Consider the following 15,712-nt stretch of genomic DNA (forward strand, 5'->3'; position numbering starts at 1 on the left):
CTAAACGGTTAAATGGGCGGTAGGGCGCGTGGCCATATGCGGTTGAAGCTCTAAGGTGTGATGGATGCGTAGCCGCTGTCCCAGACGTTGACGCCATTCGCTTAAACAGTTGCCAGTCAGCGGGGTAAATAGCGGCACTACCTGAGTGGCAGCAAGCTGATCGGCAAGCGCTACTAGGTGGGAGGCGCGCAGATGCACATTCCAGCGTTGCCAGCTTATCTCGCCTGCGGCGAGTTGAACTTGGCGTTCAGGTGTTAGGTAACCGGTGTGCAGTAGCTGGTAATTGGGCCATTGGTCGGGCGTATCATTGCGGTCACTAACCAACTGCAGCGCTGGCTGCGAAGCATTCTGCCGTTCTAGCAGTGTGCTAATCGCACTGTCGAGACCTGGGCGGCGTAAGTCGCTTGGCAGTGCTAGCAGTGCGGCGAGGTTATCGCGAATAATCGGGTCAATGGCGAAAGGGAGCTGACGACGGTCGGCCTCTTCCGACAGCCACAGGGCCATTTCCAGGGCGCGCCCTGTTTCAGGCGTCGGTAATACTAACGGCTGGTCAAGCTGCAGACGAATAGCCTGCACGCAGCTTTCCTGGGGTTGGTCATAGTTGCCATAGGAAGCGTCCAGCAGCGCCGTGCGTGCAGGTGGCGGTATATCGAAAGGAAACAAGCGGGATTCAAAACAGGCATCGCCGCTGTAGAAAATGCCGCCATCCACGTCCAAGTGCAGCCAAACGCCACCCAGCGAGTGTCCTGCTTGGCCGGTGGTCACCTTGATACCTTCGACCATAAGGCTTCCGCGTGCTGGCAAAGGCTGCCAAGCGCGGTGTTTAGGCAATGTGTTGGCGACTAAGGGCGTGCAGTAGAGCGGGATAGTATCGGGCAGTTCGGCAACGCCACCGATATGGTCAATATGGTCGTGGCTAATCAGAATAGCGTCTACGCCCAAGCCATCTGCCCAGGTGATAGGCTCCCCAGGGTGCAGCGCGCCTCCTGCGTCCAGCAGCAGCCGTTTGCCGTTGGTTTCGACCACGATAGCGGCGGGGCCTTTACCCCCCAGCCCGCTTAATAGATGAATACGAGTGCTCATTGGTCAGGCTCCAGACACCAGCCTTCTAATAGCCGCAGAGCGACTTGTTGGCCCTCTTCAAGCGCGTGGTGATGGTAAGCCAGCAAGGCTTCGCCGCTGGGCAGACGCAGGTGTAACTCGTAGCGTTCACCACGAAAGGTCAGCCGCTCGACGCGCCCGGTGAGGTCATGTTCATTGGGAGCTTGGGCGTCTACGCGAATATGTTCGGGGCGAACCAGGACGGGTTGACGTGCAGCTTGGGAGCGGGAGCTGTGTGCCGCAGCCAGCCCTTGCATCAGGGCACTTTCCGTTAGCCGCTGCCCTGGCGCGCCGTTGGCAATGGCCAACTGGCTACCTTGACCGATAAAGCTGGCCACCCATTCGCTGCGCGGTTGGCGATAAAGCGTTTCGGGCGTTGCCCACTGTACTAGCTCCCCATCGCGCATTACGGCAATGCGGTCCGCCATCGCCATGGCTTCACTTTGATCGTGAGTGACGTACACCATCGTCGCGCGGGTACGGCGGTGGAAATCCACAAAGCTGTGTTCCATGGAGGCACGCAGATTACGGTCTAGATTGGCCAGCGGCTCATCCAGCAGTACAACCGCAGGGTCGGTCACTAGACAGCGGGCTAGCGCGACCCGCTGGCGCTGACCACCGCTTAGCTCCTGTGGCGAACGCTGTGCATAGGGTTCCAAGGCTACCTGAGCCAGTGCATGAGCAACTCGGCGTTGATATTCACTGCCCTGAATGCGGCGCAGTTTGAGTGGGTAACCGACGTTGTCGGCCACGTTCATATGCGGCCAGAGCGCGTATGACTGAAACACCATCGCCATGTTGCGCTGCTCTGGTGGTACATGGTGATGGCGGCTGGCTAGCAGCGTATCGTTCAGGCGTATTTCGCCGCCAGTGACATTTTCGAACCCCGCCAGCATACGTAGCATGGTGGTTTTACCGCAGCCGCTGGGGCCCAGCAGTGCCACAAATTCCCCTGGTGCAATCTCTAGCGAGAGGTCATTGACCGCGCGATGGTCGCCAAACTGTTTGGTGACCTGTTGAATTGCTAGCCCTGCCATGGCACGACTCCTTTGGGTAAACGAGGGGCGAGCAGGCTGAGCGACAGCATCAGCGTGGCGACCATCAAGACCACCAGTACCGATACCGCAGATGCCAGCACGCTCTCACCGCCCTCATCAAGGTTAAAAATCAATACGCCCAGCGTTTCGTTGCCAGCGCTCCAAAGCAGTGCCGATACCGTCAGCTCGTTCACCGCCAGCAGGAAGACCAACAGCCCCCCGGCAAATAGCGATGGTGCAATCAGTGGCAGTACGATCGTGGTTAGCCGCCGCCACGGGCCTGCCCCCGCCAGTTGTGCGGCTTCTTCCAAGGAGGGATCAAGCTGAGCCAAACTGGCGCTAACGGGTTTGAGGCATACCACTAAGAAACGCGCCAGATAGGCCACAAAGATCAGCCCGAGCGTGCCGTAGAGCGCAACGTTGATCAGCGGCAGAGGGCGTACGAACAGCAAAATGCAGGCGATCGCCAGCACCACACCAGGTAGTGCGTAGGGCAGTTCAATAGCGCTGAGCGTCAACTGCTGGAGACGGGGCGGGAGTCGCTGCAGGCGATATGCTAGCGGCAGGCTGCACAGCATAAGCACCAGCGCGGCACCGCCTGCTAGCCATAGGCTGTTGCGTACAGCGCGCCAGGTGGCGCCTTGGCGGCCAATCACTTCGTGATAAGCGTTTAACGTCACGCTATCGAAGCTGAGGGGAACGCCCATGGCGGGCACCAATGAGCTGACCACCAGCGCCGCGAGTGGTGCGACGAGAATCACCAATAAAACGCCGACGAGTACGGTCGTCACCGCTGGCCGAAAGCGGCCCAGGGTAAAGTCATGAGAGCGACCGCTATGGCCGCCTAAGCCAAAGCGGCTGCGATTCAGCCAGTATTGCTGCAAGGCAACGCCTGCCAGTGCCAGCACACCAATCAATAACGATAGCGCTGCCATTTCTGCCAGCACGCCAGTACCAAAGCTAGCCATACGCTGGTAGATCAGTGTCGGTAACACGTAGTAGCCCGCAGGAATCCCCAGCATGGCAGGAATGCCGAAGTTGCCCAGGCTAGAAATAAACGCCATCGCCGCTCCGGCAATTAAACCGTGCCGAGTGACTGGCAAAATAATCTGCCCCCAGACTTGGGTCTGGCGCGCGCCGCTGATGCGGGCTGCTTCGATAAGCTCGCGGGGGAGTGAGATCAGTGAGGTGCGCAGCGCTAAAAAGACCAGCGGTGCGCTTTGAATTCCCAGCAACAGCGCAATGCCTTCCGCTGAGTAGAGCGGCTGAGGGCTGCCCAGTGGCGGTGCCATACCAATGCTTTTCAGCAACGGGCTGGCGGGGCCGAACAGCTGTAGCCAGCTCAGCGCCGTCACTTGGGGAGGAATCATCATCGGCAGCATAAAGCAGAACACAAGCCACGCTTTGCCACGGATGTCGGTCAGCGTAATCACGAAGGCGAATAGGCTACCCAGCACCAGCGCAATCAACATGCCAAGGCCCGAGGTATACACACTGTGCCACAGCGCTCGCCAAGTACTCGCTGCGTTAAGCACCTTCCATAGCGGTGATTCGCTGCCCTGGCCAAGGTCACTAAGTGCCTCAGCCAGTAGCCGCAGGCTAGGCGCTAGGCTTAATAGCACCACCGTGAGTGTGATTAGGCTGAGCAGCCAGCGGTGCTGGCTGCCAACGTTAAGCGACGGTGTCATGGTTAGCCGCCAAACAGGTCGCTAAAGCGCTGCTTCAACGTCTCTTCCTGCTCCAGTGCTTGCTCAATATTGATCGGCATTAGCTGGATAGCATCACGAGCGGGAAAGCCTTCAGGCGGTGCAACAGCCGGGTGGGCAGGCAGGTAGCCTTGCTGGCTGACGAGTTCCTGGCCTTGTTGAGAAAGCACGAAATCGACAAATTTCTGCGCGGCGTCCGGGTTGTTGGCACCCTGCATGATTGCGACAGGCTCGGTGACCGCACTAACGCCCTCTGCAGGGAAGACAAACTCAACCGGCGAGCCCTTGGCGGCCTCGCGAATCGGCAGGAAATCCACCACGATGCCGTAGGGCTTCGTGCCTGAGGCAACGGCATTGAACACGCCGCCATTCCCGCCCTGAGCTTCTGCACGATTAGCTTGCAGCGCCTCGTAGTAGCCCATTCCAAGGTCGGGGTTGTCGCTCAGCGCTGCCATATGAATCAGCGCTGCGCCGGAATAGAGCGGGCTTGGCATTGTGACAAGGCCTTCATAGTCAGGCCCCGTCAGATCTTGCCAACGCTGCGGCTGATGCTCGGCAGCGGTGTTATACACAATCCCTGTGGTGATCAGTTTGGTGCCGTAGAAGTAGCCTTCCGGATCGTATAGCGCCTCATCATAAGCCTCCCGCTCTGGGCTGAGGTAAGCCTGCAAATGGCCCTCCTGCTTGAGTGAGGTCATGGTCATGCTGTCAGCAATTAATAGTACGTCTGGGTTGCTGACACCCGCGGAAAGCTCTGAGCGTAGGCGAGTCATCAGGCGAGTGGTGCCATCGCGTACCCACTCCACCTCAATATCAGGATAGGCGGCCTGAAAGGCATCCACGGTTTGTTGGGCATCGCTATTCGGTTGGCTGGTATAGAGCACCAATTTGTCATCAGCGAGCAGTGACGACGATAGAGCAAAGCTTGCAAGCGTAACGGCAGTGCACAGTGAGCGCTTCAACATCGTAAAACCTCCAGTAGGTGAACACTGATCACACTACTGTCATCGCCTTACAACATCGTGACACTACGCTTTCGTTTGATGGCGGTAGGCTTTCGCCTGTCAAAAAAAGGCTTTCGTTACTAAGGTGGTCGCCAACGTGAAGAAAATAATAGGATTAAACGAGCGCCGCCGTGCCGTGTTGGCACAGGTGCGCCAGCAAGGTCGCCAGCCCCTGGAATCGCTAGCTGGCCAGTTTGATGTGTCGATACAAACACTGCGTGGGGATGTTCGTGTCTTGGCTGAGCAAGGGCTGGTATTGCGTCGCCACGGAGAAGTGTTGCCATTTCCCGATCAGGAGAATATTGGCTACGATCAGCGCCAAATCGTTAATCAAGCGGGTAAGCGTCAGATTGCCCGCCAGGCCGCTTCGCTGGTTCAGCATCACCAATCGCTATTTTTAGGTACGGGCACTACGGTAGAGCAACTGGCTGACGCCTTACGCGATAAGCAAGGTCTGCAGATTATGACCAATAACCTGCACGCACTCATCAAACTGTGCACCATGGAATGCGAGCTGGTGGTAGCGGGTGGGCGGGTACGGCGGCGTGATCAAGATGTGATTGGCGGCGATGCCTGGCGCTTCTTTCAACGCTACCGGGTGGATGTCGGCATTGTCTCAGTGGGCGGCATGGACAGTGATGGCCATTTATATGACTACAATGATGACGAAGTTATGGCCCGCGAAGCGCTGCTATCCCATGCCGCCTATCGCATTCTGGTGCTGGATAAAACCAAATTCGACCTACCGCTGCGCTGTGCCGCTGGCCAGCTTGCTGACTATCATGCGGTGATTACTGATAGCCCGCTACCGGATAGGCTGCGCAGCCCGCTGGCCGCGAGAGGAGTGCGATTTTTAAGCTAACGATGAGACATCTTAAGCATCGTGATCAGTATCGGGTAACTGCTTAAAATAGACGTAGCGGTGTAAACGAATCGCTGGGCGTATCAAGAGCTGTACACTACCAAGCACAAATAACCATACGCCGACGGTCAGTATCGTGCCGCTGTAAAAAAAGCAGATGCTGCCGATAGTAAACCAAATGCCAATCATGAAGTCGTTCATTATGCTTAGTACTTCATAACGACGGTGAACGATTAGCTCGCGATGACCAATAGTAAATGTCCAATCGTTTGTTGATGGGTCTTGCTGACGCTGCATCGTGCTCTCCTTGTCGTCGGTTGCTGTGCTAATCGTGTTATGACAGTTTCGCTACGCTTGCGTATGAAGGTGTTTGACAACCATTCCCCAGTGTGACAAATAAAAACGCATTTTTCGTGAGGAATAAAATGGTGGCACACGAACAGGCCTATCAAGCGTTAGAGGTAGATACTCTGGCCCAGCGGTTGGGGAGTGTCGAGGCAGTGGCAAGCCGAGTGGGCGCCAACCCTGAGCAGTGGCAGATCCGCGAAGTAGGGGATGGCAATCTCAACTTGGTATTCATTGTATCGGGGAGTGCGGGAAGTGTGGTGGTAAAACAAGCGCTACCCTATGTGCGTATGGTCGGTGAGAGCTGGCCGCTGCCACTTTATCGCGCCCACTTTGAGTATTACGCCCTGGTACGCCAAGCCCAGCGTGCGCCGGGCATCGCCCCTGAGGTGTTCTATTTCGACAAGCCCCAAGCGCTGATTGTCATGGAGTACCTTTACCCGCACACGATTCTGCGTCGCAAACTGATCAGCGGTGAGCGGGTTGCTCAGCTTGGCGAAACCATCGGTGAATTCTGTGCGCGCATGGCGTTTCGTGGCTCGGAACTCTCCTTAAGCAGCCCCGAGAAGAAAGCCGACGTGGGGCTGTTTTCAGGCAACGTGGCGATTCCTGCGATTACCGAATCCCTAGTGTTTACCGACCCCTATTATGGCGCCGAAATGAACCGCCATACGCCAGAGCTTTCGCCGGTAGTGGATGAACTGCGCCGTAATGCGCGCTTAAAAGCTAAAGTGCAGCGGTTGTTGATGAAGTTCACTGCGAACACGGAAACCATGTTGCACGGTGATTTGCACTCTGGGTCAATTATGGCCACTGAGTCGGATGTGCGGGTGATTGATCCCGAGTTTTCCCAGTATGGCCCAATGGCCTTTGATCTAGGCATGGCCGTTGCCAACTTCCTGATGGCCTATTTCAGCCAGCCCGCCCACCGCCAAGCCGATGAGCTTGATGCCTACCAAGCGTGGATTCTTGACGTGATTGAAGCGTGCTTTACCCGCTTTGATGCCGAGTTCCGCCACCTGTGGCAAACCGAACGCACCGGTATTCTGTTCCCCCGGGCGCTGTTTGAAGCCCAGGGAAACAGTGCCGATGACGCCTGCGATGCGCTGCTTGAAGAGATTCGCCTGGATGCACTAGCTTATTGCGGCATTGAAATGCACCGTCGAGTTTTATCGTTGGCCCATAACGCTGACTTTGAAGAGATCGAAGACACCGCGCTGCGTGCCAAGCTTGAAGCACGCAATGTGCTGATGGGCCAAGCGCTAATAATGGAGCCGGAGGCCTATCGTGAGCTTACCGCACTGGCGGATTTAGCCAGGGCGTATAACCAGCAAGAGGTGTTGTAAGAGCCCAATAAAGGAGGCAGCGTTAGCGCTTCGCACGCTAACGCTGCCTCCTACCATTCACAACTTACGATTCACCATTCACAACTTACAGCTGATCCAGGCGATCAAATTTCCCGGCGATATCGCTCTCTGTCCAGTGAGGCACCCAGCCTTCCACGTTATCGAAGAAGCGCAGTGCAGTGAATTCTGGCGCTGGGCCCATATCAAACCAATGGGGTGTGTTCGCGGGTACGCTGATCAGATCGTTGCGGGTACACAGCACCTGATACACCTTGTCTTCAATATGCAGGCAGAAAAGCCCCTGGCCTTTAACGAAGAAGCGCACTTCGTCTTCGTGATGGCGGTGTTCGTTTAAGAACTTCTGGCGCATAGCGTCTTTGTCTGGGTGCGTGGGCACCATGTGCAGCACATCGACGGTTTGATAGCCGCCGATGGCCTTTACCCGGTCGATGTCGTCTTGATAAAGCGCCAAAATATCTTCCTGGGTGGCGTCGTCGGCAATCTCGCCCGGCGTTGCCCAGCGCTCAAACAACACCCCCACCTTGTTCAGCTCAGCAGTCATCTGCTCGCCGTCAGTGATGTCTAGCAGGGCATCGTTAGGGTTCTGATCAGCAAATACTTTCAGTTGCGACATTCTAGGCTCTCCTAAAGCGCAATTTCATCAAAGCGGGTAACGCACGCGTGGCTATTGCCCGCCTGGGTGCCTTCGCGAACTAACTGTAGGGTTTGCATGCCCGCCTGCTTGGCGGCGTCCAGCTCTTCGACTACGTCCGATAAGAACAGCACCGCTTCCGGCGGTAGGTCAAGCTCAGCGATAATTCGCTGATAGGCCGTGGCTTCGCGTTTATGGCCAATATGGGTGTCGAAGTAGCCGCTAAACAGGGGGGTTAAGTCGCCTTCATCGCTGTAGCCAAACAGCAGCTTCTGAGCCTGCACGGAACCTGACGAGTAGACGTACAGCGCCTTGCCTGCCTGCTGCCACTGGCGCAGCGCCGGGGCGACGTCGCTATACAGGTGGCCTTTAAAATCGCCACGCTGATAGCCATCGGCCCACACCATACCTTGCAGTGCTTTCAGCGGCGTGACTTTTTGGTCAGTCTCGATCCAATGTAGCAACTGCGCAATGACTGCTTCCAGTGTGGCATTAGCGTCGCCCATTTCGCGGCGCACGGCGCTAATTTGCTCGGCAACCGCAGGTGTGTCTGCATTCGCGCGTAGAAAGTCGGGCAGTTTGGCCTGGGCGTAGGGAAACAGCACCTTATGTACGAAGTTAATATCCGTGGTGGTGCCTTCGATATCGGTTACAACGGCGCGAACAGCTGGGTTACTCATTTAGACCACCGGCTCTCTTCAAGTACACAGGACAGTAAAAATTCAATGGCTTCCAAGTGCCGACGGCAACTGGCGATGCTATCGCCCACGGCATAAATACCGTGCCCCGCCACCAAAAAGCCCCAGGGCATCGGCCAGCCGAGGCGTACATGCTCCGCTAGCTCGTCCATATCTTGGGAATTTGGTACCACAGGTAAAAGAACCGAGGCATCATGAGTCACGTTGCCCGCTAAGGCTTTTTGCATTTCAAAGCCACTTAGCTCAATGCCGTTTGGAAAGCGCCGTGACAGCACAGTGCTGGCTAGGGTATGGGTATGCAGCACGCAGTTGATGGTCGGGTCTAGCCGATAAAGCGCAGCGTGAAGATCACTTTCTGCACTCGGCTTACCGTCGCCTGATAGTACTCGGCCATCCAGATCGCATAACAGTAGGTCATCGGCTTGAATGCGGGTTTTATCCCGGCCAGAAGCGGTGACAAGATAGCCCGCCTCGGTACGGGCGGAAAAGTTACCGCCGGTGGCGGGTGTCCAGCCTTGCTGCGCCGCCCATGAAATGGCGGCCAGCAGTTCAGTTTGTAGCGTCATCATAGGATCTGCGTCGCCTCATCTAGTAGCAGCCATTCTATATGATAAGCTTCGCGCCTGATAAGCCGCGCCGTTGTTCTGCTAGTCAAGTTCGAGTGCTCAAGGAGTCCAGCAATGCCACACCTACAGTCACGCAGTTTACGGGTCTATGCCGACCACCTTGAGTATTTGGATCAAACCCAACTGCCCCAGGCGGAACAGTGGGTGCGCTGTGACTCGCCAGAAACGTGGCAGGTAGCGGTAAAAAGCTTAGCGATTCGCGGGGCACCGCTGATTGGTTTGAGCGCCGCTTTCGTACTGGCTCAATACGCCGCGCGTCATCCGCAAAGTGATTGGCAGTTGGTAAGTGATCGCTTACGCGCCACGCGTCCCACCGCAGTGAACCTGATGTACTGCCTGGATGCCATGGAAGCCTGCTTTGAGCAAGGCGTCAACGCCCTGGCCGAGCGCGCCGCTGAACTGTTTGCAGAAGACCGCGCGCTTTGCCAGCGTATGGCCGAGCGGGGAGCCGACCTTTTGCAATCAGGCGACCGCATATTGACCCACTGCAATACCGGCGCGTTGGCCACCGCAGGTGTTGGCACCGCCATTGGCGCACTAGCAGTTGCCAAGCAGCGCGGTGTGACGCTGCATGTGTATGTGGATGAAACCCGCCCGTTGCTGCAAGGCGGCCGTTTAACCGCCTGGGAAATGGCTGACTTAGCCATTCCCTATCAATTGATTGCTGACAGCATGGCCGCGAGCTTAATGGCCGCAGGGAAAGTCGATAAAGTCATGGTTGGTGCCGACCGCATTTGCGCCAACGGTGATTTCGCCAACAAAGTAGGTACTTACATGCTGGCGGTGATCGCTCACTACCACCAGGTGCCGTTCTATGTGGTGGCTCCCTACACTACGGTTGATCCCGCTTGTGCCACTGGCGCGGGCATTCCGATTGAACAGCGTGATGCGGCAGAAATTCGTGGTGTTTCAGGCGCTTTTGGTGATGTTGTCTGGGCTCCCGAGGATGCCCCCGTGTGGAACCCTGCCTTTGATGTGACACCCGCCAAACTGGTCACCGCCTGGATTTTGGATACCGGCGTGTTTGATGCCGCCGCCATTGCCCGGGGCGAGCATTGCCGATAACGCCGCCGCGCTAACGTGGTGCCGCCAGAGATGCCCGTACGCAGTGTAGGATGGGGTAATCGATACGCCCTTCCAGTGCCTCGAAAACCACTTTCAGCCCTTGGTCTGGATAGTGCGCAAAGGTGGTGCGGATCTGCTCCAGGGTTACGGGATTCAAGTTGATGACCTCTTCCAGCGCCAGCCCGCCGCTTTGAATCACATCACTCAGGTGGCGATAAATGGTGTTGGCGGCCAGGCTGCGCTTCTCGGCGACTTCCTCAGGTGTTAATCCCTTGTGCAGCAAGGCGGCGGATTCCAAGGCACTGCTGCCCACGGACGGGGTGTCTTGATGGATTTCCTGGTGCGCAAGAATAACGGCCAGAAAATCCTCGCCGTAATCCGCCAGCTTGCGCGCACCGATACCTGAGATCGCGCCCAGTGCCTCTAGGCTTTGGGGTTTCTGTTCGACCAGTTCGGCCAGAGTGGCATCGTGGAAGATTACATAGGCAGGCACGCCCTGGGCTTCGGCAAGTGCCTTGCGGTGCTGGCGCAGGGCTTCCCACAGCGCGCCGTGGCCTTGCGCTACCGAAGCGCCCTTGCTGCTGCGCCGGGCGGCCTTGGCCTTACTTGGCTTACGCAGGGTTAGCGACTGTTCGCCACGCAGTACTGGCTTGGCGTTGGCCGTTAAGCGAATCCCGCCATGACCTTCCATATCCACGCTTAGCAAACCGCTCGCAATCAATTGGCGAAACAGCGCCTTCCATTCGTTGGCCGCAAGGTCGCCGCCAATGCCAAAGGTGCTGATCTTGTCGTGGCCAAAGCGGGTGATACGCTCGTTGCTTTTGCCCAACAACACGTCCACGAGATAGGTCACGCCGAAGCGCTGTTCGGTGCGGTAGACACACGACAGCGCTTTTTGTGCCGCCACGGTGGCCTCCCAAGTGTCGGGCGGGGTCAGGCAGTTGTCGCAGTTGCCGCAGGGCGTGTCCAGAGGGTCGCCAAAGTAGTGGAGAAGCGCCTGGCGTCGGCAACTGATGATTTCGCAAAGCCCCAGCATGGCGTCGAGTTTCTGCTGCTCGATGCGCTTTTGCTGGTCGGCGGCGCTGGAGTCCTGCTGCATCTGGCGCAGGGTGATTACATCCTGAAGCCCGTAGGCCATCCAGGCATCGGCGGGCAGGCCGTCGCGCCCGGCACGGCCAGTCTCTTGGTAGTAGGCTTCGATGCTTTTGGGCAGGTTGAGGTGGGCGACAAAGCGCACGTCCGGCTTGTCGATGCCCATGCCGAAGGCGATGGTGGCCACTACCACCACGCCATCGTCACGCAGAAAGCGGGTTTGGTGTTGCTGGCGCTGCTCGGCAGGAAGCCCCGCGTGGTAAGGCAGTGCGGTCAGCCCCTGGCGTTCCAGCCAGGCGGCGGTTTCCTCCACCTTGCGCCGGGAAAGGCAGTACACAATGCCCGCCTCACCATCGTGGTGCTCGCGAATAAAGCGCAGCAGCTGTTCCTTGGCGTTACCCTGATTCTCGGCGATATGGTAGCGAATGTTGGGCCGGTCAAAGCCGCTGTTGTAAAGCGCCGCCTCGTGGAGCTGCAGATGCTCTATGATATCGCCCCGGGTGGGCACATCGGCAGTGGCGGTCAGGGCGATGCGCGGCACCTGGGGAAAACGCTGCTGCAGGTGGGAGAGCTGGCGATATTCGGGGCGAAAGTCGTGACCCCACTGGGAGACGCAGTGGGCTTCATCAATGGCGAACAGCGCGATTCGGGTCTGTTCTAGCAGCATCTGCATACGCGCTGTGGCCAGCCGCTCGGGTGCAACATAGAGCAGATCCAACTCGCCATTTCGCAGTCGGTTCTCCACCTCGACTGCCTCGTGATAATCGAGACTGGAATTCAGGTAAGCCGCCCTGACCCCGTTCTGCTCAAGCGCCGCCACCTGATCCTGCATTAGCGCGATCAGCGGCGAGACCACAATCGCAGTGCCTTCGCGCAGCAGGGCAGGGATCTGATAGCACAGCGACTTGCCACCGCCGGTGGGCATCAGCACCAGCGCATCGCCCCCAGCAATTACATGCTCAATGATGGCCTGCTGCGGGCCGCGAAAGCTATCGTAGCCAAATACTTCCTGCAGTACCTTGAGGGCTGCTGGATGGGGGGCGCCGTGCATTAATGCTCTCCTTGTCTCGTGCTTGAGGGAGAATTGTCGCACGAAAATTCAAGGGAGTTTGTTTCGCGAATGCCGACGCTGAGAATATGTCCAGCCTCATGGTGACTCAAAGCAATCCAGCGAGGTTGCTACTCTTTATGGCGAAATGTATCGACAAATGCCGAGAAGGCAGGCGAAGACTGTCGACGGTTCGGGTAGTACAGGTGAAAGCCAGAAAAATAGGGCGACCAGTCGGTCAATACCTTTTTGAGCCGACCATTTGCAAGGTAAGGAGCGGCTAAAGCCTCTGGTACGTAAGCTAGACCGATCCCATCCAAAGCCGCATTAAGTACATGAACGATACTGTTGAAGACGAGCTGTCCCTGGCCCTTGACGGTGAACTCCTTACCTTCCTTTTCAAACTCCCAGGCATAGATTGCTCCATCGGGCCTGTGGCGAATATCCACACAGGCGTGCTGGGTCAGCTCATAAGGTGTTTGAGGTTCGGGATGTTGATTAAAATATTCCGTTGAACCCACTACCACCAAGCGCATTTCAGGGCTGAGCGGAATCGCAATCATATCTTGGCTAATCGCTTCGCCAAGGCGTATACCGGCATCAAATCGCTCTGTCACCACGTTGGTAAACCCGTAATCCACATAGAGCTCAATGGTGACGTCAGGATAATTTTCCAGAAACTCGGCCATTTTTGGCCTCAAGCAAAGCGCAATCTGATCATCGGTACACGATATGCGGATGGTTCCTGCTGGTTTGTCACGCAACTCTCCTAACGCCTCTACTTCCATTGCAATCTGATCAAAAAGAGGTGTAAGCGACTGTATCAGCCGCTCACCCGCTTCCGTTGGTGCGACATTTCTTGTAGTGCGGGCCAGTAATCGCAGCCCAAGGCGCTGCTCTAGGGATTTCATACGATGACTTAAGGCTGATGGCGTCACTCCCAGCTTGGCAGCTGCTTTGGTAAAGCTTTGGTCTCGTGCCACGGCGAGAAAAGCCTGTAGGTCATCGATTCTCGAATTTGCCATTGCTGAATTTTACTCACAGGTTCATAAACATTATCCCCACTAATCAAAATGGAAGGCTGATGTCAATATGTGTTCAGTAAAAGAAGGTTATTCGACATTCACCTTAACCATTCACTGCTTGAGGGAAGACGTTTTGAGCACACTAGCTTCTGACACCGCACCTACCAATCGCGTTACTCAGCAGGAAAATAAATCGCAGCCTGCTTATTGGAGCGGTGTTTTTGCGATGACGCTCTGTGTCTTTGCGTTGATCGCCTCGGAATTTATGCCGGTTAGTTTGCTAACTCCCATTGCTAACGACCTACGCGTCACGGAAGGGCTGGCAGGCTACGGCATTGCTATCTCGGGAGCCTTTGCGGTCTTAACCAGCCTATCGATTTCAAAACTCGCAGGCGGAATCGACCGAAAAAACTTGCTGCTTATTTTAACGGCACTGATGAGTGTCTCTGGGCTAATCGTTGGGTTGGCGACTAACTACACGATGTACATGGTGGGGCGGGCACTGATTGGTGTTGTTGTGGGTGGCTTCTGGTCGATGTCTGCGGCAGTCGCCATGCGATTAGTGCCTGCTGATAGTGTTCCCAAAGCATTGGCGATTTTTAACGGGGGCAATGCGCTCGCGGTGGTGGTCGCTGCTCCGTTAGGCAGCTATTTGGGCGGAATGATTGGTTGGCGTGGGACGTTCTTTTTCCTAGTGCCAGTGGCGTTTGTTGCCATGGTTTGGCAATGGATCAGTTTGCCCTCCATGAAAGCGACTCCACAGGCGAACGGTGCTGGCAACGTATTCACGCTGTTGAAGGATCCCCTAGTGTTTTTAGGGATGATGGCGGTGGGCATTTTCTTTATGGGGCAGTTCGCACTGTTCACTTATGTTCGTCCCTTTCTTGAAACCGTCACCGGTGTTGATGTGCCGATGCTTTCGCTGATCCTGTTGGTACTGGGGATTGCCGGGTTGGTCGGTACCATGCTGATCGGTGGATTTATTAAAAAAGGGTTGTACCGGATATTGGTTGTTATTCCGCTGTTAATGGCGGCCACCGCGTTGGCGTTAGTCGCCTTCGGTAGCTCGGTCGCCGTGGCCTTTGTTCTGCTGGGATTCTGGGGATTAGTGTCTACGGCAGCGCCCGTGGGTTGGTGGGCATGGCTCGCTAAATCCGTGCCAGAAAATGCCGAAGTCGGCGGTGGGTTGATGGTAGCGGTAATTCAGTTATCCATCGCGCTGGGATCAACCGTAGGCGGTCTACTGTTCGATTCGGCAGGCTACCGGAGCACCTTTGTGGCAAGTTCTGCCGTGTTGTTGTTCGCGGCTTTCCTCGCCTTTATGACCTCAAGATCGCAAGTCCGGTAAGCGGTATGAGCCGGACGTCACGCCAGGAGAAACCCATGACCACGAGCCTTAGAGCCAATCAAAGCAGTTGCCGTCACCCGGCCATCAAAAATCGCCGAGTGCATGGCCTGCGGACTTATTGGGGACTCGCCCTGTTTGCGTTTGCGCTTGGTGGAGGCAACGCGGCTCATTCCGCGACGTCAGAACCGTCCACTGCCGCCGCAACAGCCACTGTACAACCGGAGGAATCTCGCATGTGGATGACCGTCGGCGAACGCCGTTTCTCCATCACGCTGGCCGGCACTGAAGCAGCTCATGCGTTTGCTGCGCTGCTGCCGATCTCGATGGATATGGGCGACCTACATGGCAACGAGAAATACGCAGATCTGCCTCAAGCACTGCCGACGAACGCAAGCCGCCCCGGCACGATCCACAACGGCGATCTCATGTTATATGGAACGAAGACGCTGGTTGTCTTCTATTTGACGTTCGATTCGACTTACTCCTACACGCATCTTGGTCGCGTAGATGACACTGACGGCCTGATCCAGGCTCTAGGAAGAGATAGTGTGCGAATCGATTTTTCCATGAACTAGATTGCGAATCCATGAAGACCACGATCTTGATTAAGCCTTCCGCTCTAGTGCCTCACTGGCCGATAGGTTCGCACCTCGCACTCACCAGGAACTGAGACACTCGGCCCATAGATGCATCGTGGTGTCCGCAGTGATATCCAGGGTGTTGACCTGGCTTCCTCAGCCTCCAACCAGTAATGGAG

At 56.5% G+C, this 15,712-nt stretch carries 15 protein-coding genes; 5 read left to right on the forward strand and 10 right to left on the reverse strand.

The features are described from left to right. From INT19_RS05795 to INT19_RS05810, 4 genes are read right to left on the reverse strand one after another with little or no spacing between them, the layout of a single operon-like run. Complete coding sequence (locus INT19_RS05795) at window positions 1–1,083, reverse strand: MBL fold metallo-hydrolase (protein WP_193060080.1); 1,083 nt, start codon at window positions 1,081–1,083, stop codon at window positions 1–3. Beyond that, window positions 1,080–2,138 (reverse strand): ABC transporter ATP-binding protein, encoded by a 1,059-nt coding sequence (locus INT19_RS05800; protein ID WP_089040682.1) that lies wholly within the window; start codon window positions 2,136–2,138, stop codon window positions 1,080–1,082. The genes INT19_RS05795 and INT19_RS05800 overlap by 4 nt, the downstream gene beginning before the upstream one ends. Continuing rightward, on the reverse strand, window positions 2,126–3,826 hold the full coding sequence (locus INT19_RS05805; RefSeq protein WP_193060081.1) for an ABC transporter permease: 1,701 nt from the start codon (window positions 3,824–3,826) through the stop codon (window positions 2,126–2,128). The genes INT19_RS05800 and INT19_RS05805 overlap by 13 nt, the downstream gene beginning before the upstream one ends. Before the next feature lie 2 nt (window positions 3,827–3,828). Continuing rightward, the gene (locus INT19_RS05810; RefSeq protein WP_193060082.1) at window positions 3,829–4,809 is read right to left on the reverse strand and encodes an ABC transporter substrate-binding protein; all 981 of its coding nucleotides are present in this window, start codon (window positions 4,807–4,809) and stop codon (window positions 3,829–3,831) included. Between the two features lie 145 nt (window positions 4,810–4,954). On the opposite strand from INT19_RS05810, the gene INT19_RS05815 reads away from it, so the two are divergent. Then, window positions 4,955–5,710, forward strand: coding sequence for a DeoR/GlpR family DNA-binding transcription regulator (locus INT19_RS05815; protein ID WP_319021976.1), 756 nt, complete (start codon window positions 4,955–4,957; stop codon window positions 5,708–5,710). Window positions 5,711–5,722: 12 nt separating this feature from the next. On the opposite strand, the gene INT19_RS05820 is transcribed toward INT19_RS05815, so the two are convergent. Further along, window positions 5,723–6,007, reverse strand: a complete 285-nt coding sequence (locus INT19_RS05820; RefSeq protein WP_089040686.1) for a YrhK family protein — start codon at window positions 6,005–6,007, stop codon at window positions 5,723–5,725. A gap of 128 nt (window positions 6,008–6,135) precedes the next feature. On the opposite strand from INT19_RS05820, the gene mtnK reads away from it, so the two are divergent. Further along, entirely contained in the window at window positions 6,136–7,401 is a 1,266-nt protein-coding gene (mtnK, locus tag INT19_RS05825; protein ID WP_226912312.1) for an S-methyl-5-thioribose kinase, read from the forward strand. A gap of 85 nt (window positions 7,402–7,486) precedes the next feature. Here the strand turns inward: mtnK and INT19_RS05830 are convergent, their stop codons facing one another. The 3 genes from INT19_RS05830 to mtnB are packed head-to-tail and all read right to left on the reverse strand — an operon-like array spanning window position 7,487 to window position 9,320. After that, entirely contained in the window at window positions 7,487–8,035 is a 549-nt protein-coding gene (locus INT19_RS05830; protein WP_193060083.1) for a 1,2-dihydroxy-3-keto-5-methylthiopentene dioxygenase, read from the reverse strand. An 11-nt stretch (window positions 8,036–8,046) separates the two neighbouring features. After that, on the reverse strand, window positions 8,047–8,733 hold the full coding sequence (mtnC, locus tag INT19_RS05835; RefSeq protein WP_193060084.1) for an acireductone synthase: 687 nt from the start codon (window positions 8,731–8,733) through the stop codon (window positions 8,047–8,049). Beyond that, window positions 8,730–9,320, reverse strand: a complete 591-nt coding sequence (gene mtnB / locus INT19_RS05840) for a methylthioribulose 1-phosphate dehydratase (RefSeq protein ID WP_193060085.1) — start codon at window positions 9,318–9,320, stop codon at window positions 8,730–8,732. The genes mtnC and mtnB overlap by 4 nt, the downstream gene beginning before the upstream one ends. Before the next feature lie 111 nt (window positions 9,321–9,431). On the opposite strand from mtnB, the gene mtnA reads away from it, so the two are divergent. Next, entirely contained in the window at window positions 9,432–10,442 is a 1,011-nt protein-coding gene (mtnA, locus tag INT19_RS05845) for an S-methyl-5-thioribose-1-phosphate isomerase (RefSeq protein WP_193060086.1), read from the forward strand. Window positions 10,443–10,452: 10 nt separating this feature from the next. Here the strand turns inward: mtnA and recQ are convergent, their stop codons facing one another. Both recQ and INT19_RS05855 read right to left on the reverse strand, forming a co-directional pair. Beyond that, window positions 10,453–12,585 (reverse strand): DNA helicase RecQ, encoded by a 2,133-nt coding sequence (gene recQ / locus INT19_RS05850; protein WP_193060107.1) that lies wholly within the window; start codon window positions 12,583–12,585, stop codon window positions 10,453–10,455. A 128-nt stretch (window positions 12,586–12,713) separates the two neighbouring features. Then, window positions 12,714–13,607, reverse strand: a complete 894-nt coding sequence (locus INT19_RS05855; protein ID WP_193060087.1) for a LysR family transcriptional regulator — start codon at window positions 13,605–13,607, stop codon at window positions 12,714–12,716. Between the two features lie 133 nt (window positions 13,608–13,740). Between INT19_RS05855 and INT19_RS05860 the strand changes: the two genes are divergently transcribed. Beyond that, a complete protein-coding gene (locus INT19_RS05860; protein WP_226912313.1) occupies window positions 13,741–14,955 on the forward strand; it encodes an MFS transporter in 1,215 nt (404 codons plus the stop codon). Between the two features lie 35 nt (window positions 14,956–14,990). Next, the gene (locus INT19_RS19395; protein ID WP_226912314.1) at window positions 14,991–15,530 is read left to right on the forward strand and encodes a cyclophilin-like fold protein; all 540 of its coding nucleotides are present in this window, start codon (window positions 14,991–14,993) and stop codon (window positions 15,528–15,530) included. Window positions 15,531–15,712: the final 182 nt, after the last annotated feature.

The sequence above is a fragment of the Halomonas sp. 3A7M genome (genome assembly GCF_014897875.1).
Taxonomy (GTDB): Bacteria; Pseudomonadota; Gammaproteobacteria; order Pseudomonadales; family Halomonadaceae; genus Vreelandella.